The organism is Micromonospora sp. NPDC049366 (assembly GCF_044466625.1).
Taxonomy (GTDB): Bacteria; Actinomycetota; Actinomycetes; order Mycobacteriales; family Micromonosporaceae; genus Micromonospora.
The window spans coordinates 26,030-43,272 of the sequence record NZ_JBITMV010000002.1 but is presented as its reverse complement, the minus strand read 5'-3'; the positions used below and the strand labels follow the sequence as shown (position 1 = coordinate 43,272).

Genomic DNA, 17,243 nt, shown 5'->3' with positions numbered 1-17,243 from the left:
ATCGATCGGTGAACCGTCCGCTCACGCGCCACGTCGTGCAGGGGTGAACGGCATCGACCCAGGAAGGACGACGATGCGACCCCGGTCCCAGTCGAGCCTCGGCGTGCCCGATGGCGAACCCGCGACGCCGGTGGGCGACGCCGCGCCCCGAGCCACACCGCCCGCGACCACTCCGGCCGGTGCCCGTCGCGACCCGTCGCGTTCGGCCTGGCAGCTGCCCAGCCTGCCACCCTCCGTCGCGGAGGCACCCCCCGCGGCCACGCCTGCCGGGTCAGTGAGCGGGCCGGCCCCGACAGCCATCGGGGCGGCCACGGCCCAGTGGGGCTGGCGAGGACGGGCGAACCGGCTCAGCGGTGGTGCCCTGTCACTGCCGCCGACGCGGGAGGAGCTGGTCCACCGGGCAGCTCGGCGGCGCCTGCTGGTGCCGTTCACTCGCACCATGTCGGTCGTCGTGGCGAACCCCAAGGGCGGCGCGGCGAAGACACCCACCGCGCTCCTGGCCGCGGCGACCTTCGGCTTCCACCGGGGCGGCTACACCCTGGCCTGGGACAACAACGAGACGCGGGGCACCCTCGGAATGCGCGCCGAGCCGGCCGCTCACCAGCAGACTGTGATCGACCTGCTGCACCGCATCGACGACTTCCTCGCCACGACGGGGAGCGTCGGTCAGCTCGCCGCCTTCCTCCGACCGCAGAGCGCTCGCTTCGACGTGTTGGCCTCTGATGACGCGGCCGGCAGCATGGAAGTCATTGACGATGAGGCGTTCGGCAAGCTCTGGAGAGCGTTGAGCCGGTTCTACCGGCTGATCGTCATCGACACCGGCAACAACGTCCGGGCGGCGAACTGGCAGTCGGCAACGGCGGTGGCCGACTGCCTCGTCGTGCCTACCACGGTGCAGCGCGACGTGGCCGACAGCGGGCTCTGGATGCTGGATCACCTGATCCGCACCGGGCGCGCCGACCTGGCGCAGAACGCGGTCGCGGTCGTCTCGTGCGCCGAGCCGAAGCCGGACCCTGAGCTGCTCCAGGAGATCGTCGAGCGCTATCGGAAGGTTGTCCGCGACGTGGCAGTCATCCCCTACGACGGGCTGGTCCGGGCCGGCGGACGGATAGAGTACGACCAGCTCGCGGTGGAGACGCGCCGGGCCTGGCTGATGGCGTGCAGCTCGATCATCGACTCACTCGCTCTTGGGGACCAGGAATGAGGGGCCAGCGGTCGGCGGATGGCGCACGGCGGACGGCCTCGACGAAGCGTCGCATGGCCACCCGGGCGACCCGGTCGAGCCGCTCGTCGTCCGCGTCTGCGCTCGTCGCCACACGAAGCAGGATCAGCGCCGGCTCGCCGCGGTCGGTGTGCTCGACCCCGAGCACCTTGAACCCGCTGCCGGCACCGAACCACGGCTCGTCGCGGCCCTCGGCGAGCCGACCGTGTGTCGACCAGATCGTGAGGACCGGCCCGAGCCGGTCGAACCCGGGCTGGCCGGCGATGTATGGCGCGGATGTCGCGGTCAACCCCTCCGGCGCCACCAGCAACCGGCCCGGTAGCCAGCAGTCGTCGTCGTCAGGACGGCTGGCGGCGACGAGCACGCTGGGGCGGACGCGACGCATACCCGGTGGCGGTGTCTCACCAGCCGGAGCCGCGACCGGGAGATCCCGCACGGCCCCGGCCGGCACGAGTGGCCGCGGAGGCCCGCTCGACGATGCCGTGACCGCCCTCTCGATCGGTGCCGACACCGTCTGGGCGACCCGTGCCACCACGGGCTCAGTCGATGCCGGCTCACCCCCGGCGTCCACCGTCGGCCGCGACACTGGTGCCGGCGCTGGCCTGGGCTTCGCCACTGGCGTCGGCTCGGTCACTGGCGTCGGCTCCGGCGCTGCTGGCGTCGGCCGCGGCGCTGGCTGTGGCTCGGGCGCTGGCGTCGGCTCGGCCACTGGCGTCGGCTCGGCCACTGGCGTCGACTCCGCCACTGGCGTCGACTCCGCCACTGGCGTCGACTCCGCCACTGGCGTCGACTCCGCCACTGGCGTTGGCCGCGGTGCCGGCACCGGCTGCGGCTCCTGCACCGAGCGCGCCTTCGGCACCGCCACGTCCGTCATCGACTCCCTTGTGGTGGCCGACGCCGGGTGGGGCAGCTCAATCAGGTGGCCCGGCCCGACGACGGCCAGCAGCGGACCATACCGCTCGATCACCGGGGCCCACTGTGACGCGTCGAGCTCGGCCGGTGCCCGGGTCACCGCCACGCGAAGCATCGGAGTGAGATCGACCGGAAGCGCGCCGGCCAACATGTCCAGCACCGCCACCACCGCGGCCTGCTGCGCGACCGCTGCGGCGCCGAGCACCAGCAACGGATGACGAACATCGATCGGCAGTCGCCGCACGAGGTCCCGCTCGGGATCCGTACCGCCCGGTCGCAACCACACGCCGCAGCGGACCGTCTCAATCACCCAACGCTCGTCCACGCGCTGGACCCCGCTGGCCATCGGTACGTCCGCCAGCACTGGTCTGCCTTCGAGCACCTGCGGAGCGGCACCGGCGCGGTAGACCAGTCGCGGCACGAACGAGGGCCACGCCTCGCGTCGCGGCCGGACCGCGCCATTCGCCTCAATCCCCTCGGGGGCGGGCAACATGCCGCTCGCCACCTCGACGGTCACCCCGGTGCGAGTAGCCAGCCACTCCGCGACCGTGTGGGCTGTGCCCTCCTGGGCCGGGTGTGGTGTGAGGATCAGTCGGCGGCGCAGCGGCCGGGGCAGCGATGTCAGGAACGCGTGGACCGGTTCGGGCTCCATCGCGGGACGACCCGGCTGGCCGATCACCACGGTCATCCGCTCACTGTCGACCGGCAGGGCCAGGACCGCCGCGTCGAGGGGCGACACCGAGCCGACGTCGTGCAGCCACAAACCCGCCGGCACTTCGGTCACGCCCAGTTCGGCCGATCGATGGTGCCAGTCGACAGGAAGTGCGCGCTGCCAGCCCGGGGCTGGATGCCGGCTGCCCTGAGCCTCGGCCGGGTGTTCGGGCCGGAACCGACGCCACTGTCCGTCGGCGACGAAGAGCATTCCCGTCGGCAGCAGCATGACAGGCCCGGCCGGTGCGAGCACCTCCAGTCGGAGCTGATCGGCGAGGACCTGCGCGACACCCGGTTGGCCCGCGTCGGAGAGGACCAACCGGATGGAGTCACACCGCACCGGCAGGTGCCGGGCCAGCAACTCGATCAGGGCGGGCAGTTCCACGGGTGGGTCAGCCGCCACGACGACGGTATGCCGGTCAGGTTCACGGGGCAGACGCGCCGGCGTGACCTCCGGTGGCAGCCCGGCACCGCGGACGACGAGAGTGACCCGGTCGTACCCGTACACCCGCAAGCGCTCAAAAGGGTCACGCACCGGGACATTCTCCCGCGTCTCCGGGCGGGACGCCAATGGGGTTGGTGGATTCCCGCTCAGCGGGAGTCCGGCACCCGGGCGTCCCGCCACGGGTCAGTTCCCGTCAGTCCTCCCGATCGCCGCGCGCAACGCCTGCAGGGCGTAGTGCGCCCGCGACTTCACCGTTCCCTCCGGAATCCCCAGCCGGGTCGCCACCTCCTCGGTCGAGCGACCGAAGAAGTACAACTCGATCAGCACCGAACGGTGTGCGGCAGTCAGCTTCGGCAAGGCGTTACGCACCGTCTGAGCCGTCACCACGTCCTCGGTCACGTCGACCACGCCGCCGTACCAGGCCAGGTCGGTCACACCGACCTCGGTTGGGCGTACCTGACGAGCCCGGGCGGCGTCGATGGCGACGCGGCGGGCCACGATGAACAGCCATCGACGGATCGACTCACTGTTGCTGGGCATGCGTTCGATGTGCCGCCACGCCTGCAGCATCGTCTCCTGGAGCAGGTCCTCCGCGAGTTGCTTGTCTCCCCAGGTCAACCGCAGGAGAAACCGGCGGAGCGGCTCGGCGTTGTCGGCGTACAGCTGGCGCATGCGCGCCTGCGGCCTCATGGTGTCCGACGCTCCGTCCGCGCCGTTGTCGTCGTCAGCGGACGTCGTGCCGAGGTTGCTGGCCAACTCGAACAAGAGTCGCCTCCCAAACCGTAGCCGTGAGGTTCCGCGTTGAGCCCGCGGCGACCCAGGGGCCACGGACTCGTGCGAGGGTGTCGGTGAAGCACCAGGACGGGCCGGTGCCCGCCGGCCCGAAAAGGTGTGGGGCCATTGCCGCTGCCGGGCATATCGCCCGCTCGTGGGCACGTGTTCACGACCGCGTCACATCCTCGACGAGCAGGGTCCGCAGTTGCTCCACGTCCGGGTTGCGCAGGCCGCGGATCCGACTCGCCTGACGCGTGATCGCCTCCTCCAGCACCTGCCGGGCGTAGCGGCCGTTGCCGAAGGTCCGGGTCCGCGGTACGTGCTCGAAGTGCTCACGCAGCGCCACCAACGTCTGTCCCGGGCACTCGTAGCCGCTCGCCGAGGCGAGGCTCTGGAAGATGGCCACCAGGTCGTTGGCGTCGTAGTTGGCGAAGTGGATCCGGCGGGAGAAGCGAGACGCCAAGCCGGCGTTGGTGGCGAGAAACTCCTCGATCTCGTCCTCGTACCCGGCGGCGATGACCACCACCTCGTCCCGGTGATCCTCCATCAGTTTGACCAGGGTGTCGATCGCCTCCCGGCCGAAGTCCTGGCGCGCGCCCGGCGGTGCCAGCGTGTACGCCTCGTCGATGAAGAGCACGCCGCCCCTGGCCCGGTCGAACGCCTCCCGGGTGCGCTGCGCGGTATGGCCGATGTACTCCCCCACCAGGTCCGCCCGGGCGACCTCCACCAGTTGGCCCCCGGCGAGCACCCCCAACGCGGTCAGCAGCTCACCGTAGAGTCGAGCCACCGTGGTCTTACCCGTGCCGGGCGGACCGGAGAAGACCAGGTGGCGGGAGACCGACGGTGCTGGCAGCCCGGCCTGTACGCGGGTTCGGATGGTGGCGAGCAGATCGATCATGTCGGCCACTTCACGCTTAACCTCAGCCAGACCGATCATGTTGTTGAGGCGGGCGAGCAGTCGGTTGAGCTCGTCGTCACGCGCCTCCCCGGCGTGCACCCCGGACGTGGCCGGCGCGCCGAGATCCTGCGGCAGCAGCTGTGCCAGCTCGACACCGGAGGTCTCGCCGGCCTGGGAGAGCCGGTACGCCTGACGCCCGACCATCTCCTCGAACACCTTGCGGGCCACCCGTGCGTTGCCGAAGTTCGCGTCCCGGTTCATGCCGTCGAAGAGGCCCGCCAACGCCACCCTGGTGTCGTACTCGAGGGAGTAGTGGTGCGTGCTGCAGAGCCGCTCGACGATCGTCACCAGCTCGGCCGTCGAGTAGCTCTCGAACTCGACGGTCCTGGAGAAGCGGGAGGCCAGGCCGGGGTTGGCGTCGAGGAACGTACGCATCTGCGCCGAGTAGCCGGCGACGATGACCACCACCTCCTCCCGGTGGTCCTCCATCAGCTTGACCAGAGTGTCGACGGCCTCCCGACCGAAGTCGTGACCGTTGCCGCCCTCGACCGGAGCAAGCGTGTACGCCTCGTCGACGAAGAACACTCCACCGAGCGCCTCGTTGAACTTCTCGGTGGTCTTCACCGCGGTGCCGCCGATGTGCTCAGCGACCAGGTCGGCCCGGGAGACCTCGACCAGCTGACCGGAGCGGAGCACACCGAGGCCGGCGAGAATCCGCCCGTACAGCCGCGCCACCGTGGTCTTTCCGGTGCCCGGCGCACCGGCGAAGACCAGGTGCCGGGACATCGGCGGCGCCGGCAGCCCGGCGGCCGCTCTCCGCTGGCTGATCTGGTGCAGACCCACCAGCGTCGCCACCTCGTGTTTCACCCCCGCCAGCCCGACCAGCGCGTCCAGTTCGGCCAGCAGCGCGCTGGTCGGGTCCGATTCGCCGCCGGGGCCGGTATCTGTCGGCACCGCTGCGGCGGCCGGTCGCAGCAGCTCCGCGCTCGCCGAGGCGCGGTCGCCATCGGCGCGGGGACCGGCCAGCGTCGGGCCGGTCGGTCGAGCGTTGCCCGGGCTGGTCGGGCGAACCCCGTCACCGCCGTTTCCGACCATCATGGTCGACGCCACCTCGACCGGCTCGGCCGTCTCCCGGAGCAGGCCCTGGCCCGCGTTCTCGATCAGCTCACAGCCGTCGAGCCGCCCGGCCGCGCCGCCGACGAACCGCACCCCCGGGCCACCGCTGTGGTGTACCCGGGTGCGGAGCAGCGTCAGGTTCGCCTCCCGCTGCGCCAGAATTCCGACCGTACGGGCACCGCCGACATCTGATCCGGTAACCGTCGCCTTGCCGTTGACCAGCAGACCCGTGCCGCAGCCTTGCACGACCGCCTGGTCGGCGGTGAGCGTCGCCTCGGCTTCGACCAGGAACCCGCCTTCCGCGCACCGCTCGACCCGGGTCCGCTGGACCACTGGCCGGGCCTGGTCGGCCAACCGAATCCCGTACTCCCGGGTCTCCTCGATGACGCAGTCTTCGATCATCGGCGCGGCCGAACCGCCGACCACGATTCCCGTCGGCCCACCACGCACGGTCAGCCCTCGCACCGTGCCCGTCGCCTCGGCCTGGAACAGCAGCGCACCGCCGGAACTGTCGGTGACCCGGCCGCCATCGATCGTCGGCGCGGCCGATCCGGTTACCGCGATCGCGGTCGCCGTGGCCCCGGTTATCTCGAGCTGGCTGAACGCTCCGGCGGCCTCTTCGAGCACGAGGAGTCCGTGCCCGGCGGCGTCGTGCACCTGGCAGCCGCGCAGCACCGGGTCGGCGGTGCCGGACACGACCACACCATGCCCGCCGACCGCGCGAATCTCACATTCCTCCAGCCTCGGCCGCCCGCCCGCGATCACCACCCCACTGCCGGGCAGGTCATGAAGCCGACTGCGGGCCACGCGAAGTGAACCGTCCTCGACCGCCACCGCGGAGCCGGCCGCTGTGATCTCACAATCTTCGACCGTGCCCCGCCCGTCCTGGCTGCAGAGCACGGCGGCGCCGCGGATGTCGGTGAACGTGCACCCGCGCAGCACCGGGTCCGCACCCCCGACGATCACCACTCCGGCGCCTTCCGTCTCCCGGATCGTCGTGGCACTGACCGTGCCGCCACCATTGCGCTCGAACAGGAAACCGGCGCCGCTCGGGCTGCTGACGCGGCAGTCGCGCAGCTCCACCCTGCCTCCGGGCACGTGCACGGCGACGATTCCCTGCCCGGCGACCGTGCAGTCGGTCGCGTTCAGCGTGCCCCGGCCGACCTGCAGCGCCGGCAGATTGGCCGAGCCACCGCGCACCGAGAGCCCGCGTAGCGTGACGTTCCCAGCGCCGACGAACAGCGCCACCCCGTCGCCGCCGTCGATGGTCACCGTGCCGGGGCCGTCCTCGGCCACCACTGTGACATCTCGGGTAAGTCGCAGCTGCTCGTGGTACGTGCCCGGCTGAACGACGATCATGGCGCCCGGGACGGCATGTTCCAACGCCGCGGTGATGCTCGGCATGCAGCCCGGCTCGGTCTCGGAAACCGACAGCATGTTAGCCACGCTCATTCATCCTCATCAGCCGAAACAGCAGGGGCATTTGCCGGGACGGGATAGGGGCGGCCTTCACCGTCCAGGCCAGGTGCGAAGGACAGCGGTACGGCGTCGTCGGCGACCGGCGCACCGCCCTGGTCGGCAGCGCGCAACCGGTCCAGGATCCGCTCGGCGCTGTCCCGCCCGCCCCGGTACGACGCCATGAGGTCCCGCAACAGAACCCGCGCCCCACCGTCGGGGCTCGGGTCGTCGACCGCGAGGACCTGGAACCGGCTTCCCGGCGGGAAGATCGCCGAGGCTCGCGTACCGGTTTCCAGACCATCCAACCGCCGGGCGCTGACCGACCAGATGACGAGCCGCACCGCGGCGTCCGTGCCCCTCGTGGGGGCCAGGTCGACGTCCACGAAAGCGGGCTCGACCAGCACCTCGCCGGGTCGATAGGCGGCGGCCAGGCCCGGATCGACGAGCGCGTGCTGAAAGACCGGCCCCAGGACCGACGGCAACCGGCGCAGCCCGTACCTGGCGTTCCGGGCCACCACCATGAGTCGGTCCACCTCGGAATCGGGGCCACCACCCCGGAGGACCTGGTTGACCAGCGCGCGTTCGCCGGCACAGTAGGCCCGGACCGCGACCAGCCCGGCGGTGAGTTCCCGCGAGGCGCCGGCCGCGGCCCGCAGCCCGGGCGACTGCGCCAGGGTCCGGGTCACCACCCGGGCGTGTGCGTCGTACCGGCCGTCGAGCGCTTGGCGCAGGACCGCGGGGTTGGCGCTCTGCTCCTGACCATCGACGTCGACCAGCCAGCGGGGCGGCGGCCCGGAGGGCGCCTCCGGCACCGGAGCATGCGGGGCCGCGCCGGTGGCCTGGGCCGGCCCGTCCCCGTGACGGGGCGCCGGCGACACCGCGGCGTCGGGCGACGGTGGCGCCGAGAGCGCGCCGGGCACCCCGGTGAGGCCCGCTGACGATTGCGGCTGCCAATCCGGAACCGTGACCGTCAGCTCCTCGGGCTGGCCGAGCCCCACAGCGCTCATCGGCGCCACGTGAGCCGCACCTGCGGCCGCCGAGGTTCTGGTCGATGCGGTGTCGCCGGGTTGGACGGCGTCTTCCGGGGACGGCACCGGGAGAGCCGGCCAACTCGACTGCGCCTTCCAGCGGGCGGAGGTGAGCAGCGCGATGATCTCCGGGACGATCGGGGTGGGCGTCGCTGCCGGTGCCGCGTCGCCGGGTGAAGCCGGGGCGGTCAGCCGCGCCGGGATCCGCGGCACGGCGGTGGATGGTCGGCGAGTACGAGCCGGCCCGGGCGCGGGCCGGCGGACCCGCGCTGACGGTCGGGGCGGCAACACCGCCCCGACCGACCGGATCCGACGCGGACCGGCTGCGGCGCCGAGCTGCCGCCGGCTCCAGAGCGTGAAGCTACCGGTGGTCTGCAGCAGCCCCGTGGCGGTACGGGTGACCGGCCCGTCGGCCACGTACAGCGGTGCGCTGAGAGCGTCGGCCAGGCCACCGAAGAGCAGGTCGGCGGCGCCTCCGCGCACCGGTACGCCGTAGGTGACGAGCACCAACGGCCGGGGATCCCCCGCCCGGCAGGCTTCGACGAGTTTCGCCAGTGCCCGGGGCGGCACCGGCCGATTGTTCAGCCGGAACCCGGTCACCTTCACCAGGATCTCGACCACGAAGCCGGCCAGGATCCGGTCGTTGCCGAGCACCGTCTCGTCCACGAATGACCAGCCGGCCGCGGTGCGTACGCCCGGCATCGTCGCGAGCACCGGTGCGGCATGTGCCTGCGGGGTGAGCCCGACGCGGCGCGCGGGTCGGGCTGGCGACAGGACCCGGGGCGGGCGCCGCGACGGCAGGTCGACGAAGCCGCCGTTCGTGTGGAGGAGCACGTGGGGCCAGTGCGTGGCAACGGACCGCTCCGCCACCGACGGCAACGCAGGCGGAGACGATTCCGGTGCCGACGCTACCGATGGCGGCGGCGGAACCACCATCGGTGGCGGCGCTACCGGCCAGGGCGGCTCGGACCGGACGGCACCCTCCGGGTCCACCGTCTGCCACAGCGCGGGATCGAGCACGGCTCCCGCCGCAAGCGTCAGCGCGCTTCGCGGAAACGTGACCTCCTGGCCGATCCACTCGGCCAGGACCTGCACTTCCTTGCCGGGGTCGACGGACGGGGCGTACGACCCGAGCGGCACCAACCGGACTCCCGCGGCGACACCGCCGAGGTGTTCGATCAGCGCCTCCGCCAACAGCTCGAACAGATCGGGGCGGGCCGTGACCGACGGCGCGCTCACCACCACCCTGCGCCCTTCCTCCACGGGCAGGGCGGCGGCCGGTCCGAGGGTCGACGCCCTCGGATCCGCCTCGGTACGCAGGGTCAGCGCCTCCCCGGCCGACTCCACGATGAGGGCAGGGGCCGGCGGGTCGACGCTCGTAGGGGTGATTGCGGTTCGCACAGCAGTCAGGGCCGCGCCCGCCAGGTGGACACGTCGATCAGCCCTTCGCCGTGCCGGCGCGCCGCAGGCGTTGGCCGCCGGTCGTGATCGTCACGCTGCCGCAGGCCTGCCGGATCAGGGTGACCCCGATCCGGCTCGGGCTCGAGACCACAGACCGACGTCGATGTCCTCGGTTCGCGTCATCGCCGGGTGTGGCCGCCACTGCTCAGTCTCCCTCACCTACAAGATCGGATACACGACGACTAACGCTCGAGGTCGGTTCAAAAGTTGTCGCCGATTTTTTCGTCCGCAGAGGTGTCCGCAGGAGATTCTTCGGCGCCCTGGTCCGGGTCGGCCTCGTCGACCGGCGCGTAGAGGGTGGAGAGCGCCCGGTGGAGAGCGACGACGTCGACCTCGGGCGGAAGATAGTGATTTGCCCGGATCGCATCGAGTAGGTCAGGGTCCGGCGCCAGCCCGTACGTCCGCAGGTAGTAGGCCGCGGCATCGGTCCAGATCCACTGGCCGTCGGTGAAGAATCCGGTCGGCACGACCTCGCCGGCGGCCGGATCGACCACGTCCGGGGTCCGGGTCGGCGCGATCAGCAAGGGCGTTCCGTCGGCCAGGTATTCAAGGATCTGGTCGCGTTCGTCTCCATCGAGCCGAGGGTGGTCGGGCGCGAACCCGGGCCCGCGCTCGAGGTCGAAGGTGTCGTACACCCGCGCCACGATCGGCCTGATCGGCGGGTCCGCGGTCCAGAGCAGGGTGGAGAACCCGAGCACGTTGCGCTGGTACGCGGGCAGATCATCAGGGTCGACGAACGCCTCGACCTGCGGATCCTCCTCGCCGGCGGCTTCCAGGGCATCCTGGGTACGGACAGCCAGCGCCGGCAACGTCGACTCGTCACCGCCCTGCAGCAGGTAGATCCGGCGCGGTGGGGGCCACTGCGCGTCGATCGCGGGGAACCGCCAGGCCCGCCACAGGGCGATCACCGGCGCGCCCTCGTTCCACTGCGCCCCGACCGCCTCGATCGCCGCCCGGTCGATGTCATCCGCGGCACCAGGCCCGTCGTACGGCACCGTCAGATCGATGCTGTACGGCACCGCGGCGCCGTGTTCGGCCAGCTCGTCGGGGCTGACCGGCGCCACCCCGTACGGCGGCAGCGGGTCGGCGTCCGTGCGCTCGATGTCGGCGAGCGCCTCCGTGTCCTCCCCCGCCTCGGCGAGCGTGGTGGACAACAGGCTCAGGTCGCCCTCCGTCATGGGGACCCGGCCGGCGAGCGCGGAGAAGAGAACCGACTGTGCGATCTCCACCAACTCGCCGTCGGCGAGCCAACGGCGAGCGGCGGTGGTCAGCTCGTCCGGCAACCGGCCGGACATCCGCAGCAGCAACCCGTGATAGGCGGCAACCTGGTCGGTGGATGCCTCAACCGCCTGTGTCATCGCGTCGCCCTCTCCGTGCACAACGTTCCGGTTCGACGGTCAGTCCCGTCACCTGAGTCGGACGTCCTCACGACGTTCAGGACGTCCGCCCGGTTCAATTCCGCCACGCTCGCCGGCCGTCGATGCGCGCCCCGCTCAGTCCCGAGGCAGCACGTACGCGCGCTCGGCGTCGAAGGTGAGCTCGACCGGCGTCCCCTCTGCCAGGGCCTCACTCGGGTCGCCGCCCTGCTCGGTGGCCGTGATCGTGCCGGCCGTCGTCTCGATCTCGTAGTCGAGGCTCGGGCCGTGGAACGTCGAGCGCAACACCGTGCCGTTGGCCCCGCCGGTGGCCGGTCTGAGCCGGACCGTCTCAGGGCGGATCATCAGGTAGGCGCCGTTCGCCCCGGCGGCGATCCGCGGGTGGGCGGCGACCGTGAGCTGCCGGCCCAGCACCGTCAGGGTGGCGACACCGTTCTCGACGCGCTCGGGCGCGGCCTCCAGGAAATTGGCCTGGCCGATGAAATCGGCCACGAACACGCTGCTCGGACGCGTGTAGATCTCCCCGGGGCGGGCGACCTGCTCCACCTTGCCCTTGTTCATCACCACGATCCGGTCCGACATGCTCATCGCCTCGTCCTGGTCATGGGTGACGTAGATGCTGGTGATGCCGAACATCTTCTGGATGCGCCGGATCTCCGCCCGCATGGCGGTGCGCAGCTTGGCGTCCAGGTTCGACAGCGGCTCGTCGAAGAGCAGCACCTTCGGCTGCACCACCAGCGCGCGGGCCAACGCCACCCGTTGCTGCTGCCCGCCGGAGAGCTCGTGCGGGCTCCGCTCCTCCAGCCCCACGAGGTTCATGCTGGTCACCGCCATCCGCATGGCGGTGGCGATCTCGTCCTTGCTCCGCTGCTTGCGCTGCAGCCGCAGGCCGTAGGCGATGTTGTCGGCCACCGTCATGTGCGGGAAAAGCGCGTAGCTCTGGAACACCATCGCCATCGGTCGTCGCTGCGGCGGCAGATGCCCGATGGCCTTGCCGTCGATCAGGATCTCGCCGCCGGTCGCCTGCTCGAAACCGGCCACCATCCGCAGGGTGGTGGTCTTGCCGCAGCCGGACGGGCCGAGCAACGTGATGAACTCGCCCGGCAGCACGTCCAGGTCGACCCGGTCGACGGCGGTGACCGTCCCGGTGCGGCCCTGGAACTGCTTGGTGAGCCCATCCAGCCGCAGGTGCCCCGAGCCGCTCTCGGAGCGCAGCGCGGCGTCCGGCTCGGTGAGTGGTGCGTCGATGTGCGCTGCGGCGGTCATTTCTGTTGCCCTTCGGAAGTGGCGGTGCGGTGCAGCACGGCACCCGCGCCGATGATCAATCGGATGACCAGGAACCCCGCCAGCACGATGGCGGTGAGTACGGTGCAGTAGGCGAACGCCACCCCGTACCGGCCGGTGCTGGCGGCGCTCATCACCTGAGAGGTGATGATCTTCGTTTCCGGCGTGACCAGCAGCACGATGGTCGACACGGAGGTCATGCTCCGAGCGAAGCTGTAGCTCAGCCCGGTCAGCAGGGCGGGGCGGATCAGCGGCAACGTCACCCGCCGGAACGTCTGAAGCGCGCTGGCGCCCAGATCGGTGGATGCCTCCTCGATGCTGGGGTGCAGCTGGGTCAGCGCGCCGACCGCGGTGCGCTGCCCCGCCGGCAGACTGCGGATCACGTACGCCAGCACGATCACGACCGCACCCGCGGCCAGTGAGCTGCCCCCCACGAGGCTGGGAAAGACCATGAAGTCGCCGAGGTACCGGTCCGGGCGGTAGGCCAGCACGAAGCCGATGCCCAGCACCGTGCCGGGCACGGCGACCCCCAGCGTGCCGCCCAGGTCCAGCAGCCAGGCGGTGTACCGCAGGTGCCGCACCACCAGCCAGGCGACCATCAGGCCGACGACGCCGGCGATCGGGGTGGCGATGGCGGCGAAGAGCAGCGTGTCCAGGACCGCCTCGACGCCGGGACCGGCCACGACCTCGCGTAGGTAGTCGAGCGTGACCGTGTTGTCCACGCCGAAGACCTTGGTCACCGAACCGACGATCACGGTGCCGTAGAGGCTGACGATCACCGCGGCGACCAGCAGCGCGAGCCCGTAGATCGGCCAGCGGGTCCAGCCGGTGATGAGATGCACGCTGCCGGACGGCCGGCCCGTGATCGTGGTACGCACCTTGCGGTTGAGCCACCACCGCTGCCCGAAGTACATCGCCAGCGACGGCACCAGAAGGATGACGCAGTAGACCGACGCGCTGGTCAGGTCGTACTCGCCGGTGACCGCGAGGTAGGCGCGGCTGGCCAGCACCGTGTAGTCGCCGCCGAGCACCAGCGGGTTGGCCAGGTCGGCGATCGCCTCGACGAACAGCAGCAGGAAGGGAGCCACCAGACCGGGCGCCAGCAAGGGCAGGATCACCGTGCGCAGGATGCGCCACCGGCTGGCGCCCAGGTTCATGGCCGCCTCCTCCACCGCCGGGTCGAGGCCGCGCAGCATGCCCAGCAGGCCCAGGTAGGCCACCGGGAACAGCGACATCGACAGGACGAACACCAGACCGTCCAGGCCGTAGATGTCGTACTCCAGCCCGAACACGCCGTTGCTGATGACGCCGCGGCGCCCGTAGAGCACCACGGTCGCGGTGGCCACCGCGAACGGCGGGCTGACGATCGGCATCATGGCGATGACGTGCAGGATCTTCTTGCCCGGCACGTCGAGCCGGGTCTGCACGAAGGCGAACAGGAAGCCCAGTGCCGTACCGCCGGCGCCGACGAGCGCGCCGAGCACCAGGGTGTTGCGCAGGATGTCGAGGTCGACCGAGGAGGTGAAGAACTCCGCGTAGCGCGGCAGCGCGTCCGGCGCGAACGCCGTGGCCAGGACCGCGATCAGCGGGATGGCGGCGCCGATCGCCACCAGCAGTACACAGATGACGATCAGCAGGCGGATCGCGGGATCACCACCCCGCCGGCGTCGGGCGGTGCCGGCCGGCGGGGTGGCGGTGGAGGTACGTTCGGGGAGCAGGAGTGTCATGACTTCGGCGCCTGCGCCACTTCAGCGTCGAACCGCTTGTTCAGGGCCGACTTCGCCTGCCCGGCGACCGTCGCGTCGTAGGTCACCATCTTGATGGTCGACAGCTTGACCACCTTGTCCGAGACCTTGGCGTCCGGGTTGGTGGGGAACTGGTACGCCTTGACCGTCGGGCCGATCTCCTGGGCCTCCGTGGTCAGCGCCCAGTCGACGAACTTCTTGCCGCTCACCGGGTTCCGCGCGCCCTTCACCAGCGCGACGCCGCCGGTCTCGTACCCGGTGCCCTCGGCCGGGAAGCTCACCTGCAGGTCGGGGAAGCCGGCCTCGGCGGTCGCGACGCAGTCGTGCGAGAAGATGACACCGACCGCGATCTCACCCCGGGCGGCCATCTGTGCCGGCGCCGCACCGGACTTGGTGTACTGCAGCACGTTCGGGTGCAGCTTGCGCATGTACTCCAGCGACTTGGTCTGGTCGCCGCCGGCGAGCTGGACCTGGGTCCAGAGCGCCGTGTAGGCGGTGCCGGAGGTGGAGGGGTGGGCCATCCCGACCTCCTTCGCGAGCTTCGGGTTCAGCAGGTCCGCCCACGACTGCGGCACCGGCACGCCGCGCTCCGCCAGGACCTTGGTGTTGCTGCAGAAGCCGAGCGCGCCGACGTAGACGCCGGTCCAGAGGCCGCCCGAGTCCTTGTACATGGCCGGGATGGCCGCCGCGTTCGCGGAGACGTACGGCTCGAGCAGACCCTCGCCGCCGGCGGCGGAGTAGCCGTCGGCCGGTCCGCCGTACCAGACGTCGAACTCGGGGCTGCCCTTGCCGGCCTTGATGCGGGCCAGCGCCTCGCCGCTGGAGAGCCGGACGAAATCGGCCTTGACGCCCGTGGACTTGCTGAACTTCTCGGTGGTCGCCGCGCACCAGTCCTCGGTGGCGCCGCAGACCACGTGCACGATGTTGCCGTCGGTCGCGCTGTGGTCACCGCCGGCGTCCTGCTTGGCGCAGGCCGCCGTGGCCATCGAGGTGAGCACGAGTGTCATCGACAGTGCCGCGAGACGACGCGGACGCATGGAAACCACGGATGAGACCTCCGCAAACGGTGATGGATCTTTGGGATGCGAGCCAAATGTGTCGACCAGATTAGGAGCGCGTGAACATCAGGACGGTGACGATGCCGTGAGCGCAGGTGACAGCGCTGTCACCAAGGCGGTGTCCGCGCGAGCTCGCGGAGCTGAAAATATGGGAGCGTGGAGCAAGGGCCGAGGCAGCGGTGACGAGCGTCTGGTGGGGATTGACCACGGCGCTGCTCGGCGCCGTCGCCGGGGCATCCGCGTGCGCGCTGACGCTGCGCCGGCGCGGGAGCAGCATGCGGAGCGAGTTGGCCGCGCTGGAGCTGATGGTGCAGCGGCGCGCCGATCAGGTCAACGCGCTCAGCCACGAACTACGCACTCCACTCAGCATGATCAAGGGTGCGGTGGACCTGCTCCGCGAGGGCTCGCCCGGTCCGCTCACTCCCGCTCAGGAGAAATTCCTCCGTCTGGTGGACAACCAGTCCACCCAGGTGATCAGCCTGTGCGAGAGCCTGCTGCTGCAAGCGAAGATCGAGGCCGGCCTCTTCACGCCGCGCCTGGAGCGAGCCGACGTGGCGGTGATCGTGCGCGATGTCATCGCCGGCATGCGGTCGTTGTGCGAGCAGCGCGGCCAGCGGATCACGCTGGACACCCCGCAGGTGATGCCGCGCATCCTGGCCGACCCGATGCTGCTGACCCAGGCCATGACCAACCTGCTCTCCAACGCCAGTCGCTTCACCACGACCGGCGGCAGCATCCACGTACGCGTGATGGTGGTGGACTCCGGGGTGGCCGTCTACGTCACCGACGACGGTGCGGGGATGACGCGGGCCGAGCGGGAGCGGCTCTTCCAGCGCTTCGCCACGGGCCGGCCGCTCGTCGACGGGACCGGCCTCGGGCTGGTGATCACCAAGATCATTATCGAGCTGCACGGAGGTGAGATTCTCGTGCACACCGCGTCCACTCGCGGGACGACGTTCCTACTGACCCTCCCGGGGCAACCATGAGCACCCCGCCGCGGCCCACCGTGCTGGTGGTCGACGACGAACCGCAGATGGTGATCATCGTCGAGTTCGCGCTACAGACCCAGGGCTTCGACGTGCTCACCGCGTCCGACGGCGCCACCGCCCTGCAGCTGCTGCGATCCCACCGGGTCGACCTCGCCATCCTCGACATCATGATGCCGACCATGAGCGGCCTGACCCTCTGCCAGCTCATCCGGGCCCGATCCGAGACGCCCATCCTGCTGCTGAGCGCCCTCGGCCACCAACAGGACGTCATCGCCGGCTTGGAGCACGGCGCCGACGACTACGTCGTCAAACCGTTCCACCCGCGCGAAGTGGCACTGCGCGCGCAGGCGCTGATCCGCCGCCGGCGCAGCCACCCCACCGTGATCCGGGTCGGCGAGCTCGTCATCGACCCCGCGACCCAGAGCGTGACGCTGCACCAGCAACGGATCGACCTGCCCTTCACCGAGTTCAAGCTCCTGACCCACCTGGCGAGCCGGCCCGGTGTGCCGCAGTCCTGGCAGGACCTGCTCGCAACGGTGTGGGGGACGCCGGACATGCTCGGTGGCCGCGACGTGGTGAAGTCGACCGTCTACCGGCTGCGCAGCCGGCTGGCCGCGCTGCCCGGCGGGGCCAACTATCTCTGCACGTTGCGTGGCGTCGGCTACTTCCTACCGGACGTCCCCTCCCCGTAACTTGGCGCGAGAAAGCTACGGGCGTGGTTTACCCCTAGGCTCAGGCCGTCAATCCGCTCCCAGCGGGAGCTCCG

At 70.9% G+C, this 17,243-nt stretch carries 11 protein-coding genes; 3 read left to right on the top strand and 8 right to left on the bottom strand.

Features of this window, described 5'->3' with window-relative positions; genetic code table 11:
* The first annotated feature begins 439 nt into the window (after nt 1-439).
* Nucleotides 440-1,204 carry a MinD/ParA family protein gene (locus ACIBTV_RS03910; RefSeq protein ID WP_396702101.1) on the top strand — a complete coding sequence of 255 codons (765 nt, stop codon included), beginning with the start codon at nt 440-442 and terminating at the stop codon, nt 1,202-1,204.
* Here the strand turns inward: ACIBTV_RS03910 and ACIBTV_RS03905 are convergent.
* The 8 genes from ACIBTV_RS03905 to ACIBTV_RS03870 form a co-directional block, all read right to left on the bottom strand.
* Nucleotides 1,170-3,380, bottom strand: coding sequence for a hypothetical protein (locus tag ACIBTV_RS03905; protein ID WP_396702099.1), 2,211 nt, complete (start codon nt 3,378-3,380; stop codon nt 1,170-1,172). The two genes, ACIBTV_RS03910 and ACIBTV_RS03905, sit on opposite strands and share 35 nt — an antisense overlap.
* A gap of 93 nt (nt 3,381-3,473) precedes the next feature.
* Nucleotides 3,474-4,055, bottom strand: a complete 582-nt coding sequence (locus ACIBTV_RS03900; RefSeq protein ID WP_396702097.1) for a sigma-70 family RNA polymerase sigma factor — start codon at nt 4,053-4,055, stop codon at nt 3,474-3,476.
* Nucleotides 4,056-4,230: 175 nt separating this feature from the next.
* Nucleotides 4,231-7,530 carry a right-handed parallel beta-helix repeat-containing protein gene (locus ACIBTV_RS03895; protein WP_396702095.1) on the bottom strand — a complete coding sequence of 1,100 codons (3,300 nt, stop codon included), beginning with the start codon at nt 7,528-7,530 and terminating at the stop codon, nt 4,231-4,233.
* Entirely contained in the window at nt 7,527-9,965 is a 2,439-nt protein-coding gene (locus ACIBTV_RS03890) for a hypothetical protein (protein ID WP_396702093.1), read from the bottom strand. The genes ACIBTV_RS03895 and ACIBTV_RS03890 overlap by 4 nt, the downstream gene beginning before the upstream one ends.
* Nucleotides 9,966-10,225: 260 nt before the next feature.
* Entirely contained in the window at nt 10,226-11,383 is a 1,158-nt protein-coding gene (locus ACIBTV_RS03885) for a hypothetical protein (protein WP_396702091.1), read from the bottom strand.
* A gap of 135 nt (nt 11,384-11,518) precedes the next feature.
* On the bottom strand, nt 11,519-12,667 hold the full coding sequence (locus ACIBTV_RS03880; protein WP_396702089.1) for an ABC transporter ATP-binding protein: 1,149 nt from the start codon (nt 12,665-12,667) through the stop codon (nt 11,519-11,521).
* Nucleotides 12,664-14,412 (bottom strand): ABC transporter permease, encoded by a 1,749-nt coding sequence (locus ACIBTV_RS03875; protein ID WP_396702087.1) that lies wholly within the window; start codon nt 14,410-14,412, stop codon nt 12,664-12,666. Before ACIBTV_RS03875 ends, ACIBTV_RS03880 begins: the two co-directional genes overlap by 4 nt.
* Nucleotides 14,409-15,467 carry an ABC transporter substrate-binding protein gene (locus ACIBTV_RS03870; RefSeq protein WP_396702860.1) on the bottom strand — a complete coding sequence of 353 codons (1,059 nt, stop codon included), beginning with the start codon at nt 15,465-15,467 and terminating at the stop codon, nt 14,409-14,411. Before ACIBTV_RS03870 ends, ACIBTV_RS03875 begins: the two co-directional genes overlap by 4 nt.
* Before the next feature lie 200 nt (nt 15,468-15,667).
* On the opposite strand from ACIBTV_RS03870, the gene ACIBTV_RS03865 reads away from it, so the two are divergent.
* Together ACIBTV_RS03865 and ACIBTV_RS03860 are read left to right on the top strand one after the other, a co-directional pair.
* Nucleotides 15,668-16,474 (top strand): sensor histidine kinase, encoded by an 807-nt coding sequence (locus tag ACIBTV_RS03865; protein ID WP_396702085.1) that lies wholly within the window; start codon nt 15,668-15,670, stop codon nt 16,472-16,474.
* Nucleotides 16,471-17,169 carry a response regulator transcription factor gene (locus ACIBTV_RS03860; protein ID WP_396702083.1) on the top strand — a complete coding sequence of 233 codons (699 nt, stop codon included), beginning with the start codon at nt 16,471-16,473 and terminating at the stop codon, nt 17,167-17,169. Before ACIBTV_RS03865 ends, ACIBTV_RS03860 begins: the two co-directional genes overlap by 4 nt.
* Nucleotides 17,170-17,243 lie beyond the last annotated feature (74 nt).